Genomic DNA, 12,917 nt, shown 5'->3' with positions numbered 1-12,917 from the left:
AGCCGCGATGACGATGCGCTGCACTGGGCAGGCGACGACGACCCCACGCTGACCCCGCCCATCCAGGCCGCACCAGCGGCTGCCGAGCGTGTCGAAGCACTGTCGGTGCTCGAGGTGGCCGAGCTGGCAGAAGACGCGCAGGTCGAAGCCGAACTTGCCGCCGCAGAGAAAGCCTCGGCCCAACTCAGTTCGGCCGTTCTCATCACCCTCGGAATCATCGGCGGCGTCTACCTGCTGTATACGATCGGCTGGGCAATCGTCGTCGCCCGCACGACGGTCACGTTCTTTCCGCTCGACAGTCTCTTTCTCGAGATCTGCTTCCGTATCGGACAGTTCCTCTCGATCGCCGCCGCACCACTGTGGTTCGTCGCGACACTGCTGCTCACGCAGAAGAGAACCTGGCGCTCGAGGCTCGGCTGGCTGCTGCTCGGCGCATTCGTGCTCGTGCCCTGGCCCTTCATCCAGGGAGCGTAGGACGCCGCCATGAGCAAGAACACCACTGAACCGCAGAACGCCACGGCCGCGAGAGCAACTTTTCGTGAGCTCAGCTTCTCGAAGAAGGTCGGGTGGGGCGTCGCCCTGCTCTTCGCCCTGATCTCGGCCATCTGGGTCTGGGTCGGAGTGGCCAATCTGTTCGAGGCGATCGCCACGTTCGGCTTCGCACTCTCCGGGGTCTCGTGGCTCGTGTTCGTCGGATCGATCGCAGCCCCGGTCGTCACCTACGCACTCGGCTTCCTCGTCGGCTCCAAGCTCCCAGCGTGGGCGAAGGCGGTCGTCTTTCTCGTCGCCCTCGCGGTCACCATGGTGATCAAGGCCGATCTCGAGTCGCTGCTGCTCGGCGGGCTCTAGGCGACCGCGACCCACACGATCAGGGCGGCCAGCACGACCTGGCCGCCGAGTCGGGGCCAGAACGGGATGGCGAGGGTGCCGAAACGCTCGCGATCCGCGGCCGCGTAGGCGTTGGCGGGAAAGACGGCCGCGAGAAACACGACGAGTGCAATCGCCGCCGCCAGGCGAGTCTGCGGCACGAGTAGTCCGATGCCGCCCGCGATCTCGCAGACCCCCGTGAAGTACACGAGGTTCAGCGGCCTGAGCGCTCCCTCGCGGCGGAGCGCCGGCGGAATCATCTTGGCCATCACCCGCGCGGACTTGGGCACGAAGTGATTGATGCCCATGCCGATGAAGACCACGGCGATGAGGATACGCACGATCGTCACTATTACGGTCAGTGTCGCATCGGTCATCTGCCTATTCTGCCTGCCTCTACTATTGTTTCTGGCCGCGCAGTCCCGCCTAAATCCTCTTTACAGAGCCAAACCGAAGGATCCGATCCGTGTCGAAACCGGTCGTCTTGATCGCCGAAGAACTCTCGCCCGCCACCGTCGAGGCGCTCGGTCCCGACTTCGAGGTGGTCACCGTCGATGGCACAGACCGCCCCGCCCTGCTGAACGCACTCGCCGACGCCGACGCGATTCTGGTGCGTTCCGCCACCAAGGTCGACGCCGAGGCCATCGCAGCTGCTCCGAAGCTCAAGGTCGTGGCCCGTGCCGGCGTCGGCCTCGACAACGTCGACATCAAGGCTGCCACCGCCGCCGGCGTCATGGTGGTCAACGCCCCCACCTCGAACATCATCTCGGCCGCCGAACTCACCGTCGGCCATATTCTGAGCCTCGCCCGTCACATCCCGGCCGCTCATTCGGCACTGGCCGACGGCAAGTGGAAGCGCAGCGCCTACACGGGCGTCGAACTGTATGAGAAGACCATCGGAATCATCGGGCTCGGCCGCATCGGCGCGCTGATCACGGCACGCCTGCAGGCGTTCGGCACCAACGTCGTCGCGTACGACCCCTACGTCACCTCGGCCCGCGCGCAGCAGCTGGGCGTGACACTTCTCAGCCTCGATGAGCTGCTCGCGCAGAGCGACTTCATCACCATCCACATGCCGAAGACGCCCGAGACGACAGGCATGATCAGCGACGAACAGCTGGCGCTGATGAAGCCCACCTCGTTCATCGTCAACGTGGCCCGCGGCGGCCTCATCGACGAAGACGCCCTGCACCGCGCGCTCACCGCCGGCACCATCGCGGGAGCCGGGCTCGACGTGTTCGTCAGCGAGCCGCCAACCGGCTCGCCGTTGCTCGCCCTGCCCAACGTCGTGGTGACGCCCCACCTGGGCGCATCCACAGACGAGGCGCAGGAGAAGGCCGGCGTCTCGGTCGCCAAGTCGGTTCGCCTCGCCCTGTCGGGCGAGCTGGTTCCGGATGCCGTCAACGTGGCCGGCGGAGTCATCGACCCGACGGTGCGCCCCGGCATTCCCTTGGTCGAGAAGCTCGGACAGGTGTTCTCCGGCCTCGCGCACAGCCCGCTCACGAGCGTCGATGTCATCGTGCGCGGCGAGATCGTCGACTTCGACGTGAGCGTTCTCAAGCTGGCGGCGCTCAAGGGCATCTTCACGAACGTCGTGAGCGAGACCGTATCCTACGTCAACGCTCCGCTGCTCGCCGAGCAGCGCGGCGTGACCGTGCGCCTGATCACCGAGGCCGTATCCGAGGAGTACCGCAACCTCATCACACTCGAGGGTGCCCTGAGCGACGGATCGCAGATCTCGGTGTCGGGAACCCTGACCGGCACGAAGCAGATCGAAAAGATCGTCGGCATCAACGGCTACGACGTCGAGGTGCCCTTCGCCGAACACCTCATCGTGATGACCTACGACGACCGTCCCGGCATCGTCGCCATCTACGGCAAGGAGTTCGGCGACGCCGACATCAACATCGCCGGAATGCAGATCGCGCGCCATGTCGCCGGCGGAAAGGCGCTCAGTGTGCTGACCGTCGACTCACCCGCCCCCGAGGAGCTGCTCGAGAAGCTGCGTACGGCCATCGACGCAGACTCGCTGCAGGAGATCGACCTCACCGAGTGATCGTCCGCTGAACCTGTCGAGGCGGGCCCTTCGACAGGCTCACGGAACGACGGTGCTCAGTGCCCTGCGCGCTGAGCCGTGACCTCGGTGATCAGGTCGACGAGGTCGTCGATGTCCGAGCTCGAGAGCTCGGCGGTCTCGGGCGTCGACGACCCCGGCAGAAACGCCGAGCCGTAGGCCAGGCCGTCGCTGATCAGCATGATCGCCCGCGAGAGCACCGGGTCGCCCGTGCTCTCGAGCACGATTCCGTACCAGGCGTCGTTGGCGGTGCGCAGCGCGTCGCGTGCCGTCGAATTCGAGGCCTGCGCGAGGCGCGACGTCGCGACGAGCGCCTTGTCGAGCGCACTTCCCGTGGCCATGGATGTGCGGATCAGGTGCGCCACAGGCCCCGACGGCGACGACCGGATGGCCGCGACATCGCGTTCGACCAGCGCGGCCAGCCGCTCGAGCACGCCGTCGATCAGCGCCTCTTTCGAGCTGAAATGGTAGAGCAGCCCGCCCTTGGAGACCCCGGCGGCCGCGGCGACGGCGTCGAGGGTGGCGGCGCGTTCGCCGTTCTCGCCCAGCAGCTGGGCGAAGGCGTCGATGATGCGATCGCGGGTCGACGCCACGGCGGGCGTGACTGCGTCGATCGGCGGGTTCTTCGGAGTTCCGGACATCGTGTCGATCGTAACCGTCTGAGCTGCTCGCGGGGTTACCGACACAATTGCGCCGTACCGGTGGGGAATTCCGAACGAGGGTCAGCAGTTGAGGAACTTGTCACTGTACCGGCTGGACGGTATAGTGGTGATTCGCCTCGCTTTCCGACTCCGACACTGAAACGTCTATCATGGCCCTCATCACCACACCGACGCCCGCCCCTCGCGCCGACGCCGCGCGGCCGCCCCGCGCATCCATTCGCAATTGGTTCGCGCTGGCCGTCTTGATGCTGCCCGTGCTCATCTCGAGTGTCGACAACACGGTGCTGAGCTTCGCCCTTCCGGTCATCTCCGAATCGCTGCGCCCGTCTGCGGCCGCACAACTCTGGATCATCGACGCCTACCCGTTGGTTCTCGCCGGCCTGCTGGTCGCCATGGGAAACCTCGGCGATCGTTGGGGGCGTCGCCGCCTGCTGCTGGTCGGTGCCACGGGCTTCGCCCTGGTGTCGATCGTGGCCGCGTTCGCGCCCACCGCCGAACTCCTCATCCTCGCCCGCGTCGGCCTCGGGTTCTTCGGCGCCATGCTCATGCCGTCGACGCTGTCGTTGCTTCGCAGCATCTTTCTCGACCGTGAACAGCGCAGGCTCGCCATCGCCATATGGGCCGCGGGTTTCGCCGCCGGTTCCGCGCTCGGCCCCATCGTGGGCGGCATCCTGCTCGAGCACTTCTGGTGGGGTTCGGTCTTTCTCCTCGCGGTGCCCGTGCTGATTCCGCTGCTGGTGTTCGCACCGCTTCTCGTTCCGGAGTCGCGCGACCCCAACCCGGGCCGGATCGACATCATCAGCATCGGCCTCACCATGATCACACTCGTTCCTCTCGTCTTCGCGATCAAGGAGTTCGCGACACACGGCTTCGAGTGGTCGCAGGTTGTTCTGATGCTCGTCGGCGCGGCAGCGGGAACGCTGTTCGTGCGTCGACAGTTGGCCCGCGAGAACCCGATGCTCGACATGCGGCTGTTCCGCCGTGGAGCCTTCACGGGCGCGGTTCTCATCAACCTCGTGAGCGTGTTCTCTCTCGTCGGTTTTCTGTTCTTCGTCTCGCAGCACCTGCAACTCGTGCTGCGGCTCAGCCCGCTCGATGCGGCGCTCGCGCTGGTGCCCGGCCTCGTGGTCATGATCGCCGCCGGCCTGGTGGTCGTGCCGATCGTCAAGGTGATCCGCCCCAGTTTCGTCGTCGCGGTCGGCCTTGCTCTCGCGGCTACGGCCTATGCGATCATCATGGTCACCGGTCAAGAGGCTACCGAGACGACGCTCGCGATCGCCTTCGCGGTGCTCGGTCTCGGCATCGGGGCCGCCGAGACGATCTCGAACGATTTGATCATCTCGTCGGTTCCCGCCGACAAGGCGGGCGCCGCATCGGGAGTGTCCGAGACCTCGTACGAACTCGGTGCTGTTCTCGGAACAGCCGTGCTGGGGAGCATCCTGACCGCCGCCTACCGCAGTGGCGTGAGCCTGCCCGCCGGACTGAGCGATGAGAACGCGGCGACGGCTCACGAGACGCTGGGCGGCGCGGTTTCCGTGGCCGAGGCCATCGGCGGGCCCGCGGGCTATCGCCTGCTGGAATCGGCGCGGGAGTCGTTCGACAGCGGCGTAGTGCTGACCTCGGGCATCGGCGTCGGCCTCATGGTTCTCGCCATCGCGTTGGCGCTCGTGTCTCTGCGCACAGCGCGTTCGTAGACGAGCCGGTTACAGCGGGTCCTGCGAGTTCTCTTGGCGTGTGACCCGCTGGCCGCTGGCCGGGTCGACCGCCGTGCGCGTCGTCGAACTGCTCTGTCGGCGGCGCATCATCAGGATCAGTCCGAGAATCGTCACCACGAACCCGGCACCCATCAGGATGTAGCCGACCATCCGCAGGTCGATCCAATCGACTTGGATTTGGACCGCGAACGCGAGGATGGCGCCGATGGCGAACAGAAAGATTCCGAATCCAATACTCATAAGTGGCATCATATGAACAGGGCGTCCGCTCGGGTAAGGCGTTGACAAGTAATCTTGCACTTGTCGTTTTCGCACCGATCCAACGCAGGAGCACCATGTCGCGCACCATCAGACTCGCCGTCATTCCCGGAGACGGCATCGGCCCGGAGGTCGTCGCAGAAGCCGTCAAGGTGCTCGACGCGATCGCGCCGTCGGCCGGTCTCACCGTCGAGAAGACGAACTTCGCGCTCGGTGCGACCCGTTTTCTCTCCACCGGCGACGTGCTCACCGACGACGACCTCGCATCCATCTCGTCGCACGACGCGATTCTGCTCGGCGCGGTCGGGGGAGCGCCGGGCGACCCGCGCCTCGCGAACGCGAACATCGAACGCGGCCTGCTGCTCAAGCTGCGCTTCACCCTCGACCACTACGTGAACCTGCGTCCCACCACGATCTACCCCGGCGTCGCGAGCCCGCTGTCGAACCCGGGCGAGGTCGACTTCGTGGTCGTGCGCGAGGGAACCGAGGGGCCCTACGTCGGCAACGGCGGAGCCATCCGCGTCGGAACGCCGCATGAGATCGCCAACGAGGTGTCGATCAACACGGCCTTCGGCGTCGAGCGCGTCGTGCGGTTCGCGTTCGAGCTCGCGCAGTCGCGGCCCGCGAAGAAGCTCACCCTCGTGCACAAGACGAACGTGCTCACGTTCGCGGGCGGCATCTGGCGCCGACTCGTCGACACGGTCGGCGCCGAGTTTCCCGAGGTGATGGTCGATTACCTGCACGTCGATGCGGCCACGATCTTTCTGGTCACCGATCCTGCTAGGTTTGACGTGATCGTCACAGACAACCTCTTCGGCGATATCCTCACCGATCTGGCCGGCGCAATCAGCGGCGGAATCGGCCTGGCGGCCTCGGGCAACATCAACCCCGACGGAGCCTTCCCCAGCATGTTCGAGCCGGTCCACGGATCCGCGCCCGACATCGCAGGCAAGCAGATCGCCGACCCCACGGCCGCGATCCTGTCGGTGGCGCTCCTCCTCGATCATCTCGGGGTTCCTGATGCCGCGGGCACGATCCGCGACGCCGTGACGGCCGACATCGCGACGCGGCACCCAGACCGGCCGCGCACGACGAGCGCCGTAGGCGACGCCGTTCGCGACGCGGTCGCCGCGTCGCTCGCACGCTGACTCCGAACCTTCTCGACTAAGGAACTCGAATTGACCGACCTCGACACACTCTTCCCGCTCACCTTCTCCCTGACGCCGTCTGATGCCGTTCGCGCCGAGGTCGAGCGCGAGGCGATCCTCGCCGATCCCGGCTTCGGCAAGCACTTCACCGACCACATGGTGCAGATCGACTGGACCGTCGCAGACGGCTGGCACGACGCGGCCGTCGTGCCGTACGGTCCGCTGCTGCTCGACCCCGCGGCATCCGTTCTGCATTACGCGCAGGAGATCTTCGAGGGGTTGAAGGCCTACAGGCACGCCGACGGATCGATCTGGACCTTCCGCCCCGAGAAGAACGCGGAGCGCCTGCAGCGTTCGGCGCGCCGACTCGCGCTGCCTGAGCTGTCGACCCTCGACTTCGTCGAGTCGCTCAAGCAGCTGATCGCAGCCGACGGCTCCTGGGTGCCCGAGGGTGGCGAGACGAGTCTCTACCTGCGGCCGTTCATGTTCGCGAACGAGAGCTTCCTTGGCGTGCGCAGCGCGCAGAAGGTCGGCTATTACGTGATCGCGAGCCCGGCCGGGGCCTATTTTCCCGGTGGAGTGACGCCGGTGTCGATCTGGCTGTCGGATGACTACGCGCGCGCGGGCCGCGGCGGAACCGGTGCCGCCAAGACGGGCGGCAACTACGCGTCGTCGTTGCTCCCGCAGGCGGAGGCGTACGAGAACGGCTGCGCCCAGGTGCTGTTCCTCGATTCATCAGAGGGAAAGTACCTCGAGGAGCTCGGCGGCATGAACGTGTTCCTCGTGAAGAAAGACGGCACCCTGGTCACGCCGCAGTCGTCGAGTATCCTCGACGGCGTCACGCGCGACAGCATCATCGAGCTGGCCAAGAGCCGGGGCCACTCTGTAGAACACCGCAGGGTGACGCTCGACGAGTGGCGTGACGGCGTGGCATCCGGCGACGTGGTCGAGGCCTTCGCCTGCGGCACGGCGGCGGTCGTGACCCCGATCGCCGCGCTCAAGGGCAAGGACTTCGTGATCGGAGACCCGGATGCCCCGGCCGGCGAGCTCACGATGTCGCTGCGCCACGAGCTCACCGACATCCAGTACGGGCGCATCCCCGACGTGAACGGCTGGCTGACCCGCCTCGACGCGTAGAGCTCGAACCCGCGTTCATCTTCGCGGATGAGGAAAAACCCGGGACACCCCGAGCCGGCTCAGTGCCTTCGTCGGCGTGTCGCGGCTTTTTCCTCATCCGTGAAAGGGGCGAGCGGGTTCTACTGGTGCTCTCGGTCGTCGGCCATCCCGAGGTATCCGCTGAGTGCGGCGATGAACTCGTTGCTCGGAACGTGGCTCGGGTCTGCCTGAACTTTCACGTATTCGGCCTGCAGCTCGTCGATGGCCTGATCGATCTCCAGCACGGCGAGGGCGTTGCGCTGCTCGTTGTCGAGGCTCACGAGAAATCCGATCGCGCGGTCGATGTCGGCCGCTCCGCCGAAGGAATAGTCGGACATGGGTGTGCTCCTCGAAGCTTGTTCTGTGCTTGCTCTATGACGGGCGAGGAGTTGCTCGCCCCTCGTTAGCGTAGCGTTCGGACTAGGCTCGGAAGCGTGAAAATTGCGCGTTTTACGGTCAGTGGGGGAGAGCCCCGTTTCGGAATAGTCGATGAGACGGAGATCGTCGTGCTCGTGGGTGATCCGATGTTCGTGGGCTACGAGACGACAGAAGAGCGGGTGCCGCTGGATGCCACGGTCAAGCTGCTCGCGCCCGTCATCCCGCGGTCGAAGGTCGTGGCCGTCGGCAAGAACTACGCCGAGCACGCGGCCGAGATGGGCGGCGAGGCGCCCACGACTCCGCTGATCTTCCTGAAGCCAAACACGTCCGTGATTGGGCCCGGTGACGCCATCCAGCTGCCGCGCGAGAGTTCGCAGGTCGAGCACGAGGGCGAGCTCGCCATCGTGATCGGCAGCATCGCGCGCGACGTGAAGAAAGAAGATTACGCCGACGTCGTCTTCGGTTACACGATCGCGAACGACGTGACCGCCCGCGACATCCAGAAGGCCGACGGCCAGTGGGCCCGCGCCAAGGGCTACGACACGTTCTGCCCGCTCGGCCCCGTGATCGAGACCGATTTCGACTTCTCGGATGCGGCAATCGAGGTGCGCGTCGACGGCGAGTTGCGCCAGAGCGGCAACACGAACCAGATGATCCACTCGATTCCTGAGATCATCGCGTTCGCGTCGAGCGTGTGGACCCTGCTGCCGGGCGACGTGATCCTCACGGGCACCCCCGCCGGCGTCGGCCCGTTCACCGACGGCCAGAGGGTCGAGGTCTCGATCGAGGGGCTCGGCCTGCTGAGCAACCCGGCCAAAAACCGCTAGGGCGCACCCGACGAGCCGTTCGCGGATGTAAACGCACTCCACTGCCCGTTCGCGGATGAGGAAAATCTCGCGACTCGCCGTCACAGAGGCGCGCGGGCGCGGGGTGTCGCGGGTTCTTCCTCATCCGCGATGGGATGGATCTGATCGGTAGGATTGGGCGCGTATGTCGAATCCCTCCCTGCACCCCGTGTCCACCGCCGCCGGCGCCGACGTTCGCGTTCGGTTCTGCCCGTCGCCCACCGGTACGCCGCACGTCGGCCTGATCCGCACCGCCCTGTTCAACTGGGCGTATGCCCGGCACACGGGCGGCAAACTCGTCTTTCGCGTCGAAGACACAGACGCGGCACGCGACTCCGAAGAGAGCTACGGCCAGCTGCTCGACGCCCTGCGCTGGCTGCGCCTCGACTGGGACGAGGGAATCGACATCGGAGGGCCCGATGGGCCCTATCGGCAGTCGGAGCGCACCAACATCTACCTCGAGGTCATCGCCAAGCTCACGGCATCCGGCCACCTCTACGAGAGTTACTCCACCGCTGAAGAGATCGACGCGCGCAACGAGGCAGCCGGACGCGCCAAGCAGCTCGGCTATGACAACTTCGACCGCACCCTCACGGATGAGCAGCGCGCGGCGTTCAAGGCCGAGGGCCGCCAGCCCGCCCTGCGCCTGCGCGTTCCCGACACCGAGTTGAGCTTCACAGACCTGGTGCGCGGCGACATCACGTTCCCCGAAGGGTCGTTCACCGACTTCGTGGTCGTGCGCCCCAACGGCGCCCCCCTCTACACGCTCGTGAACCCGGTCGACGATGCACTCATGCGCATCACCCACGTGTTGCGAGGCGAAGACCTTCTCTCGAGCACGCCCCGGCAGATCGCGCTGTACCACGCGCTCATCGACATCGGTGTAGCCGAGTGGGTGCCGCAGTTCGGCCACCTGCCCTACGTGATGGGCGAGGGCAACAAGAAGCTGTCGAAGCGCGACCCCGAGTCCAACCTGTTCCTCCACCGTGACCGCGGCTTCATTCCCGAGGGCCTGGTGAACTACCTCGCCCTGCTGGGCTGGTCGCTCACCCACGATCGCGACGTCTTCTCGATCGACGAGATGGTGGCGGCGTTCGACGTGAAAGACGTCAATCCCAACCCCGCGCGCTTCGACCTGAAGAAGGCGGAGTCGATCAACGGCGACCACATCCGGCTGCTCAACCCGGTCGACTTCGCGGCGCGCACTATTCCCTATCTCGTGCGCGACGGCATCCTGACCGAGCCCCTCAACGACTATCAGGAGCAGCTGCTGCTGAAGGCTGCACCGCTCGTGCAGGAGCGCATGGCGCTGCTCGGCGACGCCCCGGCCATGCTCGGCTTCCTGTTCGTGCAGGGCGCGAACCTCGAGTACGCACCGGATGCCCTGGCCGGGCTTCCCGAGAACACCGGGGTCGTGCTCAGCGCATCGATGAACGCCCTCGAACTGGTCGAAGAGAGCAACTGGAACGCGGCCGAGATCCAGGCAGCGCTGCAGGCGGCGCTGATCGACGGCCTCGGACTCAAGCCGCGGGTGGCCTACGGTCCGCTGCGCGTCGCCGCATCCGGGCGCAAGGTCTCGCCGCCCCTGTTCGAGTCGTTCGAGCTGCTGGGCAAGACCGAGTCGATCGCACGCATCGACCGCCTCTCGAGCTTTCTGGGCTAGGCCGTGATCGAGATCTCGCGCCCCCAGGCGGCTGCGCCCGTCGAGGGACACATCGACTGCGTGATCATCGGCGCGGGGCCCGCCGGAATGTCGGCCGGGCTCAACCTCGTGCGCGCCCGGCGCAGCGTGCTGCTCATCGACAGCAACCGGCCGCGGCACTCGGCAACGCTCAAGAGCCACGGCTTTCTCACCCGCGACGGCGTCTCGCCGCTCGAGTTGCGCAAAGCGGGCCGGGCCGAGTTCGAGTCCTACCCCGCGGCGTCGTTCCAGCAGGCGCTCGTGACGAGCGTCGCCGTGTCGGATGCGGCGGGCACGCCGGCGGATCAGCCGACGGGCCGGCCCGAGTATCGGGTGACGGCCTCTGCAATTCGCGGCGGGGGAGCTGTCGACGTCACGACCCCGGCGGTGCTGATCGCCTCTGGACTCAGCGAGACGCTTCCCGCACTGCCCAGTGTGCGGGCGTACTACGGGTCGAGCCTGCACAGCTGCGTGGAGTGCGATGGATTCGAGAAAAGCGACGAGCCGCTCGCGCTGATCGGCGAGAGCGATGACCTCGCCGAGCGGGCGCTGCTCATCTCGCAGTGGTCGAGCGACCTGATCGTCTTCACCAATTCGGTCGCGACCGTCTCGCAGGCCGACGAGGCCTCGCTTGCCGCGCGCGGCATCCGGGTCGAGCGGCGCAAGATCGCCGATGTCTCGGGCGACCGCGCAGGCCTCACCGGGGTGCAGCTTGTCGACGGCGAGGTCATCCCTCGCACGGGTGGATTCATTCGGCCCCTGTGGGAGACGAAGCTCGGGTACGCGTCGACTCTGGGCATTCCCGAGACGGCCGACGGGTGGATCGAGGCCGACGCCGACGGACGCACCGCGGTGACGGGCATCTACGCCGCCGGTGACGTGGTTCCGCCCGGGCCCCACCAGCTGATCGTGGCGGCGGGCGAGGGTGCGCGGGCGGCCTCGGTGATCAACCGGTACCTGATCGGCTCGCTCTAGCCCCGCCCGCTCCATGAAACTCTCTAACGTGTCGGCTTCTACGGGCTTGACGACCAGACTCGATCGGTTTGAGTCCGGGGTCTGCGTAGGCTAGTGTTGACTCTCGGTCAGGGCTTCGGTTCTGATGCAGTGGGGTATGGTGTAATTGGCAACACGGAAGATTCTGATTCTTTTGTTCTTGGTTCGAGTCCAGGTACCCCAGCCATAAGGTCCGGTGATCCGGGCCTTTTGTGTTTAAGCCGGATGCTGAGAAAGCGTCGGCGAAGCTAGGCCGGTTGGTCGTCGAACTCGAGTCTGTCGTAGATTGCCGGGTCCATGACGTCGAGCCCGTCGTTCACAGCATTTCTATACACGATGGCTTCGCGATCGTCTCGCTCGCTGCTGGTGAGACCGCAGATCCAATACGCGGTTGCATGCAGGTTGCCCCGTGGCACGCCGCCCTCGTCGAGGAGGTGACGACGGATCGTTCGCACGGTCGCGGATTCGGCGGCGAGCCACACCTGGGCGCCTTCCGGCACGGAAAGCCTTGCGGCGGCACGGGCGAGTGCGCTGTCGAGACCCTGCGAGGGCGCTCCGACGAGCCACTGGGTCTGGATTCGGCCGCCGAGCGCGTCGATCGAGGGCTCGAGCAGTTCGCGGTCGACTCGGTCTGCGGTCTCGGCCAGGAGGATCACTTTGTGGTCTGCGGGAAGGGACCGGAGAATGGCGGCGACGGCCGGGAGACCGCTGGCGTCGGTGATGAAGACATGCTCAGTGATTCCGTCGCCGATGGCGAAGTCACGACGGAACCCGAGGAAGCGCAACCGGTGCCCCGCGGCTATTGTTCGGGACCACTCGCTTGCCGATCCGCCTGCGTGGAGGGCGACATCGAAGTGAAAGCTCAGGCGCGTGGGATCGAAATCGCACACGGTGAAGCCGCGGATGAGGGGCGCGTCTCGGGTGCCGATATCGATCTTGAAAGCATCGGCCGGACGTGGGTTCAGGTAGGTGGCCAGGCAATCGCCGGCGAGCGTCACGCGCTGGAAGTTGGGGGATACCCGGTGCGTCTGCACGACCTCGAGGTGGTCGTCGATCAGGATGGCCCGACCTTGAGAGAGCTCTCGAATGCGGTCGCGGATTGTTGCCATCGTATGGTGCCTTCTTCGGTGGCGCGGTGACG

At 66.2% G+C, this 12,917-nt stretch carries 14 protein-coding genes and 1 tRNA gene; 10 read left to right on the top strand and 5 right to left on the bottom strand.

Annotation, left to right across the window (positions count from 1 at the left end; all coding sequences use genetic code 11):
• Window positions 1-474, top strand: a 474-nt coding sequence (locus tag ACE5CZ_RS12055; RefSeq protein WP_374947572.1) for a hypothetical protein, incomplete at its 5' end; no start/stop codon positions are given.
• Between the two features lie 9 nt (window positions 475-483).
• On the top strand, window positions 484-849 hold the full coding sequence (locus tag ACE5CZ_RS12050) for a hypothetical protein (protein WP_374947571.1): 366 nt from the start codon (window positions 484-486) through the stop codon (window positions 847-849).
• Here the strand turns inward: ACE5CZ_RS12050 and ACE5CZ_RS12045 are convergent.
• Window positions 846-1,244 carry a DoxX family membrane protein gene (locus ACE5CZ_RS12045; RefSeq protein ID WP_374947570.1) on the bottom strand — a complete coding sequence of 133 codons (399 nt, stop codon included), beginning with the start codon at window positions 1,242-1,244 and terminating at the stop codon, window positions 846-848. The two genes, ACE5CZ_RS12050 and ACE5CZ_RS12045, sit on opposite strands and share 4 nt — an antisense overlap.
• A gap of 89 nt (window positions 1,245-1,333) precedes the next feature.
• Here ACE5CZ_RS12045 and serA point away from each other — a divergent pair, with 89 nt between their 5' ends.
• The gene (serA, locus tag ACE5CZ_RS12040; RefSeq protein WP_374947569.1) at window positions 1,334-2,923 is read left to right on the top strand and encodes a phosphoglycerate dehydrogenase; all 1,590 of its coding nucleotides are present in this window, start codon (window positions 1,334-1,336) and stop codon (window positions 2,921-2,923) included.
• A gap of 56 nt (window positions 2,924-2,979) precedes the next feature.
• On the opposite strand, the gene ACE5CZ_RS12035 is transcribed toward serA, so the two are convergent.
• Window positions 2,980-3,582: a TetR family transcriptional regulator gene (locus ACE5CZ_RS12035; protein WP_374947568.1), complete on the bottom strand. Its 603-nt coding sequence runs from the start codon at window positions 3,580-3,582 to the stop codon at window positions 2,980-2,982.
• A gap of 170 nt (window positions 3,583-3,752) precedes the next feature.
• On the opposite strand from ACE5CZ_RS12035, the gene ACE5CZ_RS12030 reads away from it, so the two are divergent.
• Window positions 3,753-5,297 (top strand): MFS transporter, encoded by a 1,545-nt coding sequence (locus tag ACE5CZ_RS12030; protein WP_374947567.1) that lies wholly within the window; start codon window positions 3,753-3,755, stop codon window positions 5,295-5,297.
• A gap of 9 nt (window positions 5,298-5,306) precedes the next feature.
• Here the strand turns inward: ACE5CZ_RS12030 and ACE5CZ_RS12025 are convergent, their stop codons facing one another.
• The gene (locus ACE5CZ_RS12025; protein ID WP_374947566.1) at window positions 5,307-5,558 is read right to left on the bottom strand and encodes a DUF6458 family protein; all 252 of its coding nucleotides are present in this window, start codon (window positions 5,556-5,558) and stop codon (window positions 5,307-5,309) included.
• A gap of 95 nt (window positions 5,559-5,653) precedes the next feature.
• On the opposite strand from ACE5CZ_RS12025, the gene ACE5CZ_RS12020 reads away from it, so the two are divergent.
• On the top strand, window positions 5,654-6,724 hold the full coding sequence (locus ACE5CZ_RS12020; RefSeq protein ID WP_374947565.1) for a 3-isopropylmalate dehydrogenase: 1,071 nt from the start codon (window positions 5,654-5,656) through the stop codon (window positions 6,722-6,724).
• Window positions 6,725-6,754: 30 nt separating this feature from the next.
• Window positions 6,755-7,861, top strand: a complete 1,107-nt coding sequence (locus ACE5CZ_RS12015) for a branched-chain amino acid aminotransferase (protein ID WP_374947564.1) — start codon at window positions 6,755-6,757, stop codon at window positions 7,859-7,861.
• Window positions 7,862-7,980: 119 nt separating this feature from the next.
• On the opposite strand, the gene ACE5CZ_RS12010 is transcribed toward ACE5CZ_RS12015, so the two are convergent.
• Window positions 7,981-8,217, bottom strand: coding sequence for a hypothetical protein (locus ACE5CZ_RS12010; protein WP_374947563.1), 237 nt, complete (start codon window positions 8,215-8,217; stop codon window positions 7,981-7,983).
• Between the two features lie 96 nt (window positions 8,218-8,313).
• Here ACE5CZ_RS12010 and ACE5CZ_RS12005 point away from each other — a divergent pair, with 96 nt between their 5' ends.
• From ACE5CZ_RS12005 to ACE5CZ_RS11990, 4 genes are all read left to right on the top strand, one after another.
• Window positions 8,314-9,084 carry a fumarylacetoacetate hydrolase family protein gene (locus ACE5CZ_RS12005; protein WP_374947562.1) on the top strand — a complete coding sequence of 257 codons (771 nt, stop codon included), beginning with the start codon at window positions 8,314-8,316 and terminating at the stop codon, window positions 9,082-9,084.
• Window positions 9,085-9,247: 163 nt separating this feature from the next.
• Window positions 9,248-10,765, top strand: a complete 1,518-nt coding sequence (gene gltX / locus ACE5CZ_RS12000) for a glutamate--tRNA ligase (RefSeq protein WP_374947561.1) — start codon at window positions 9,248-9,250, stop codon at window positions 10,763-10,765.
• A 3-nt stretch (window positions 10,766-10,768) separates the two neighbouring features.
• Window positions 10,769-11,758: an NAD(P)/FAD-dependent oxidoreductase gene (locus ACE5CZ_RS11995; protein ID WP_374947560.1), complete on the top strand. Its 990-nt coding sequence runs from the start codon at window positions 10,769-10,771 to the stop codon at window positions 11,756-11,758.
• Window positions 11,759-11,888: 130 nt separating this feature from the next.
• Window positions 11,889-11,963: transfer RNA gene (locus tag ACE5CZ_RS11990), tRNA-Gln, on the top strand.
• Between the two features lie 61 nt (window positions 11,964-12,024).
• Here ACE5CZ_RS11990 and ACE5CZ_RS11985 read toward each other — a convergent pair.
• The gene (locus tag ACE5CZ_RS11985; protein WP_374947559.1) at window positions 12,025-12,885 is read right to left on the bottom strand and encodes a siderophore-interacting protein; all 861 of its coding nucleotides are present in this window, start codon (window positions 12,883-12,885) and stop codon (window positions 12,025-12,027) included.
• Between the last annotated feature and the right edge of the window lie 32 nt (window positions 12,886-12,917).

This window comes from Agreia sp., from assembly GCF_964263775.1.
GTDB lineage: Bacteria > Actinomycetota > Actinomycetes > Actinomycetales > Microbacteriaceae > Agreia.
This window is presented reverse-complemented; position numbering and strand designations above follow the sequence as displayed.

Excerpts from the sequence above, each read along its gene's own strand:
- ACE5CZ_RS12050 (WP_374947571.1), top strand. The coding sequence starts at position 484 with ATGAGCAAGAACACCACTGAACCGCAGAACGCCACGGCCGCGAGAGCA.
- ACE5CZ_RS12045 (WP_374947570.1), bottom strand. The coding sequence starts at position 1,244 with ATGACCGATGCGACACTGACCGTAATAGTGACGATCGTGCGTATCCTC.
- ACE5CZ_RS12035 (WP_374947568.1), bottom strand. The coding sequence starts at position 3,582 with ATGTCCGGAACTCCGAAGAACCCGCCGATCGACGCAGTCACGCCCGCC.
- ACE5CZ_RS12030 (WP_374947567.1), top strand. The coding sequence starts at position 3,753 with ATGGCCCTCATCACCACACCGACGCCCGCCCCTCGCGCCGACGCCGCG.
- ACE5CZ_RS12025 (WP_374947566.1), bottom strand. The coding sequence starts at position 5,558 with ATGAGTATTGGATTCGGAATCTTTCTGTTCGCCATCGGCGCCATCCTC.
- ACE5CZ_RS12020 (WP_374947565.1), top strand. The coding sequence starts at position 5,654 with ATGTCGCGCACCATCAGACTCGCCGTCATTCCCGGAGACGGCATCGGC.
- ACE5CZ_RS12010 (WP_374947563.1), bottom strand. The coding sequence starts at position 8,217 with ATGTCCGACTATTCCTTCGGCGGAGCGGCCGACATCGACCGCGCGATC.
- gltX (WP_374947561.1), top strand. The coding sequence starts at position 9,248 with ATGTCGAATCCCTCCCTGCACCCCGTGTCCACCGCCGCCGGCGCCGAC.
- ACE5CZ_RS11985 (WP_374947559.1), bottom strand. The coding sequence starts at position 12,885 with ATGGCAACAATCCGCGACCGCATTCGAGAGCTCTCTCAAGGTCGGGCC.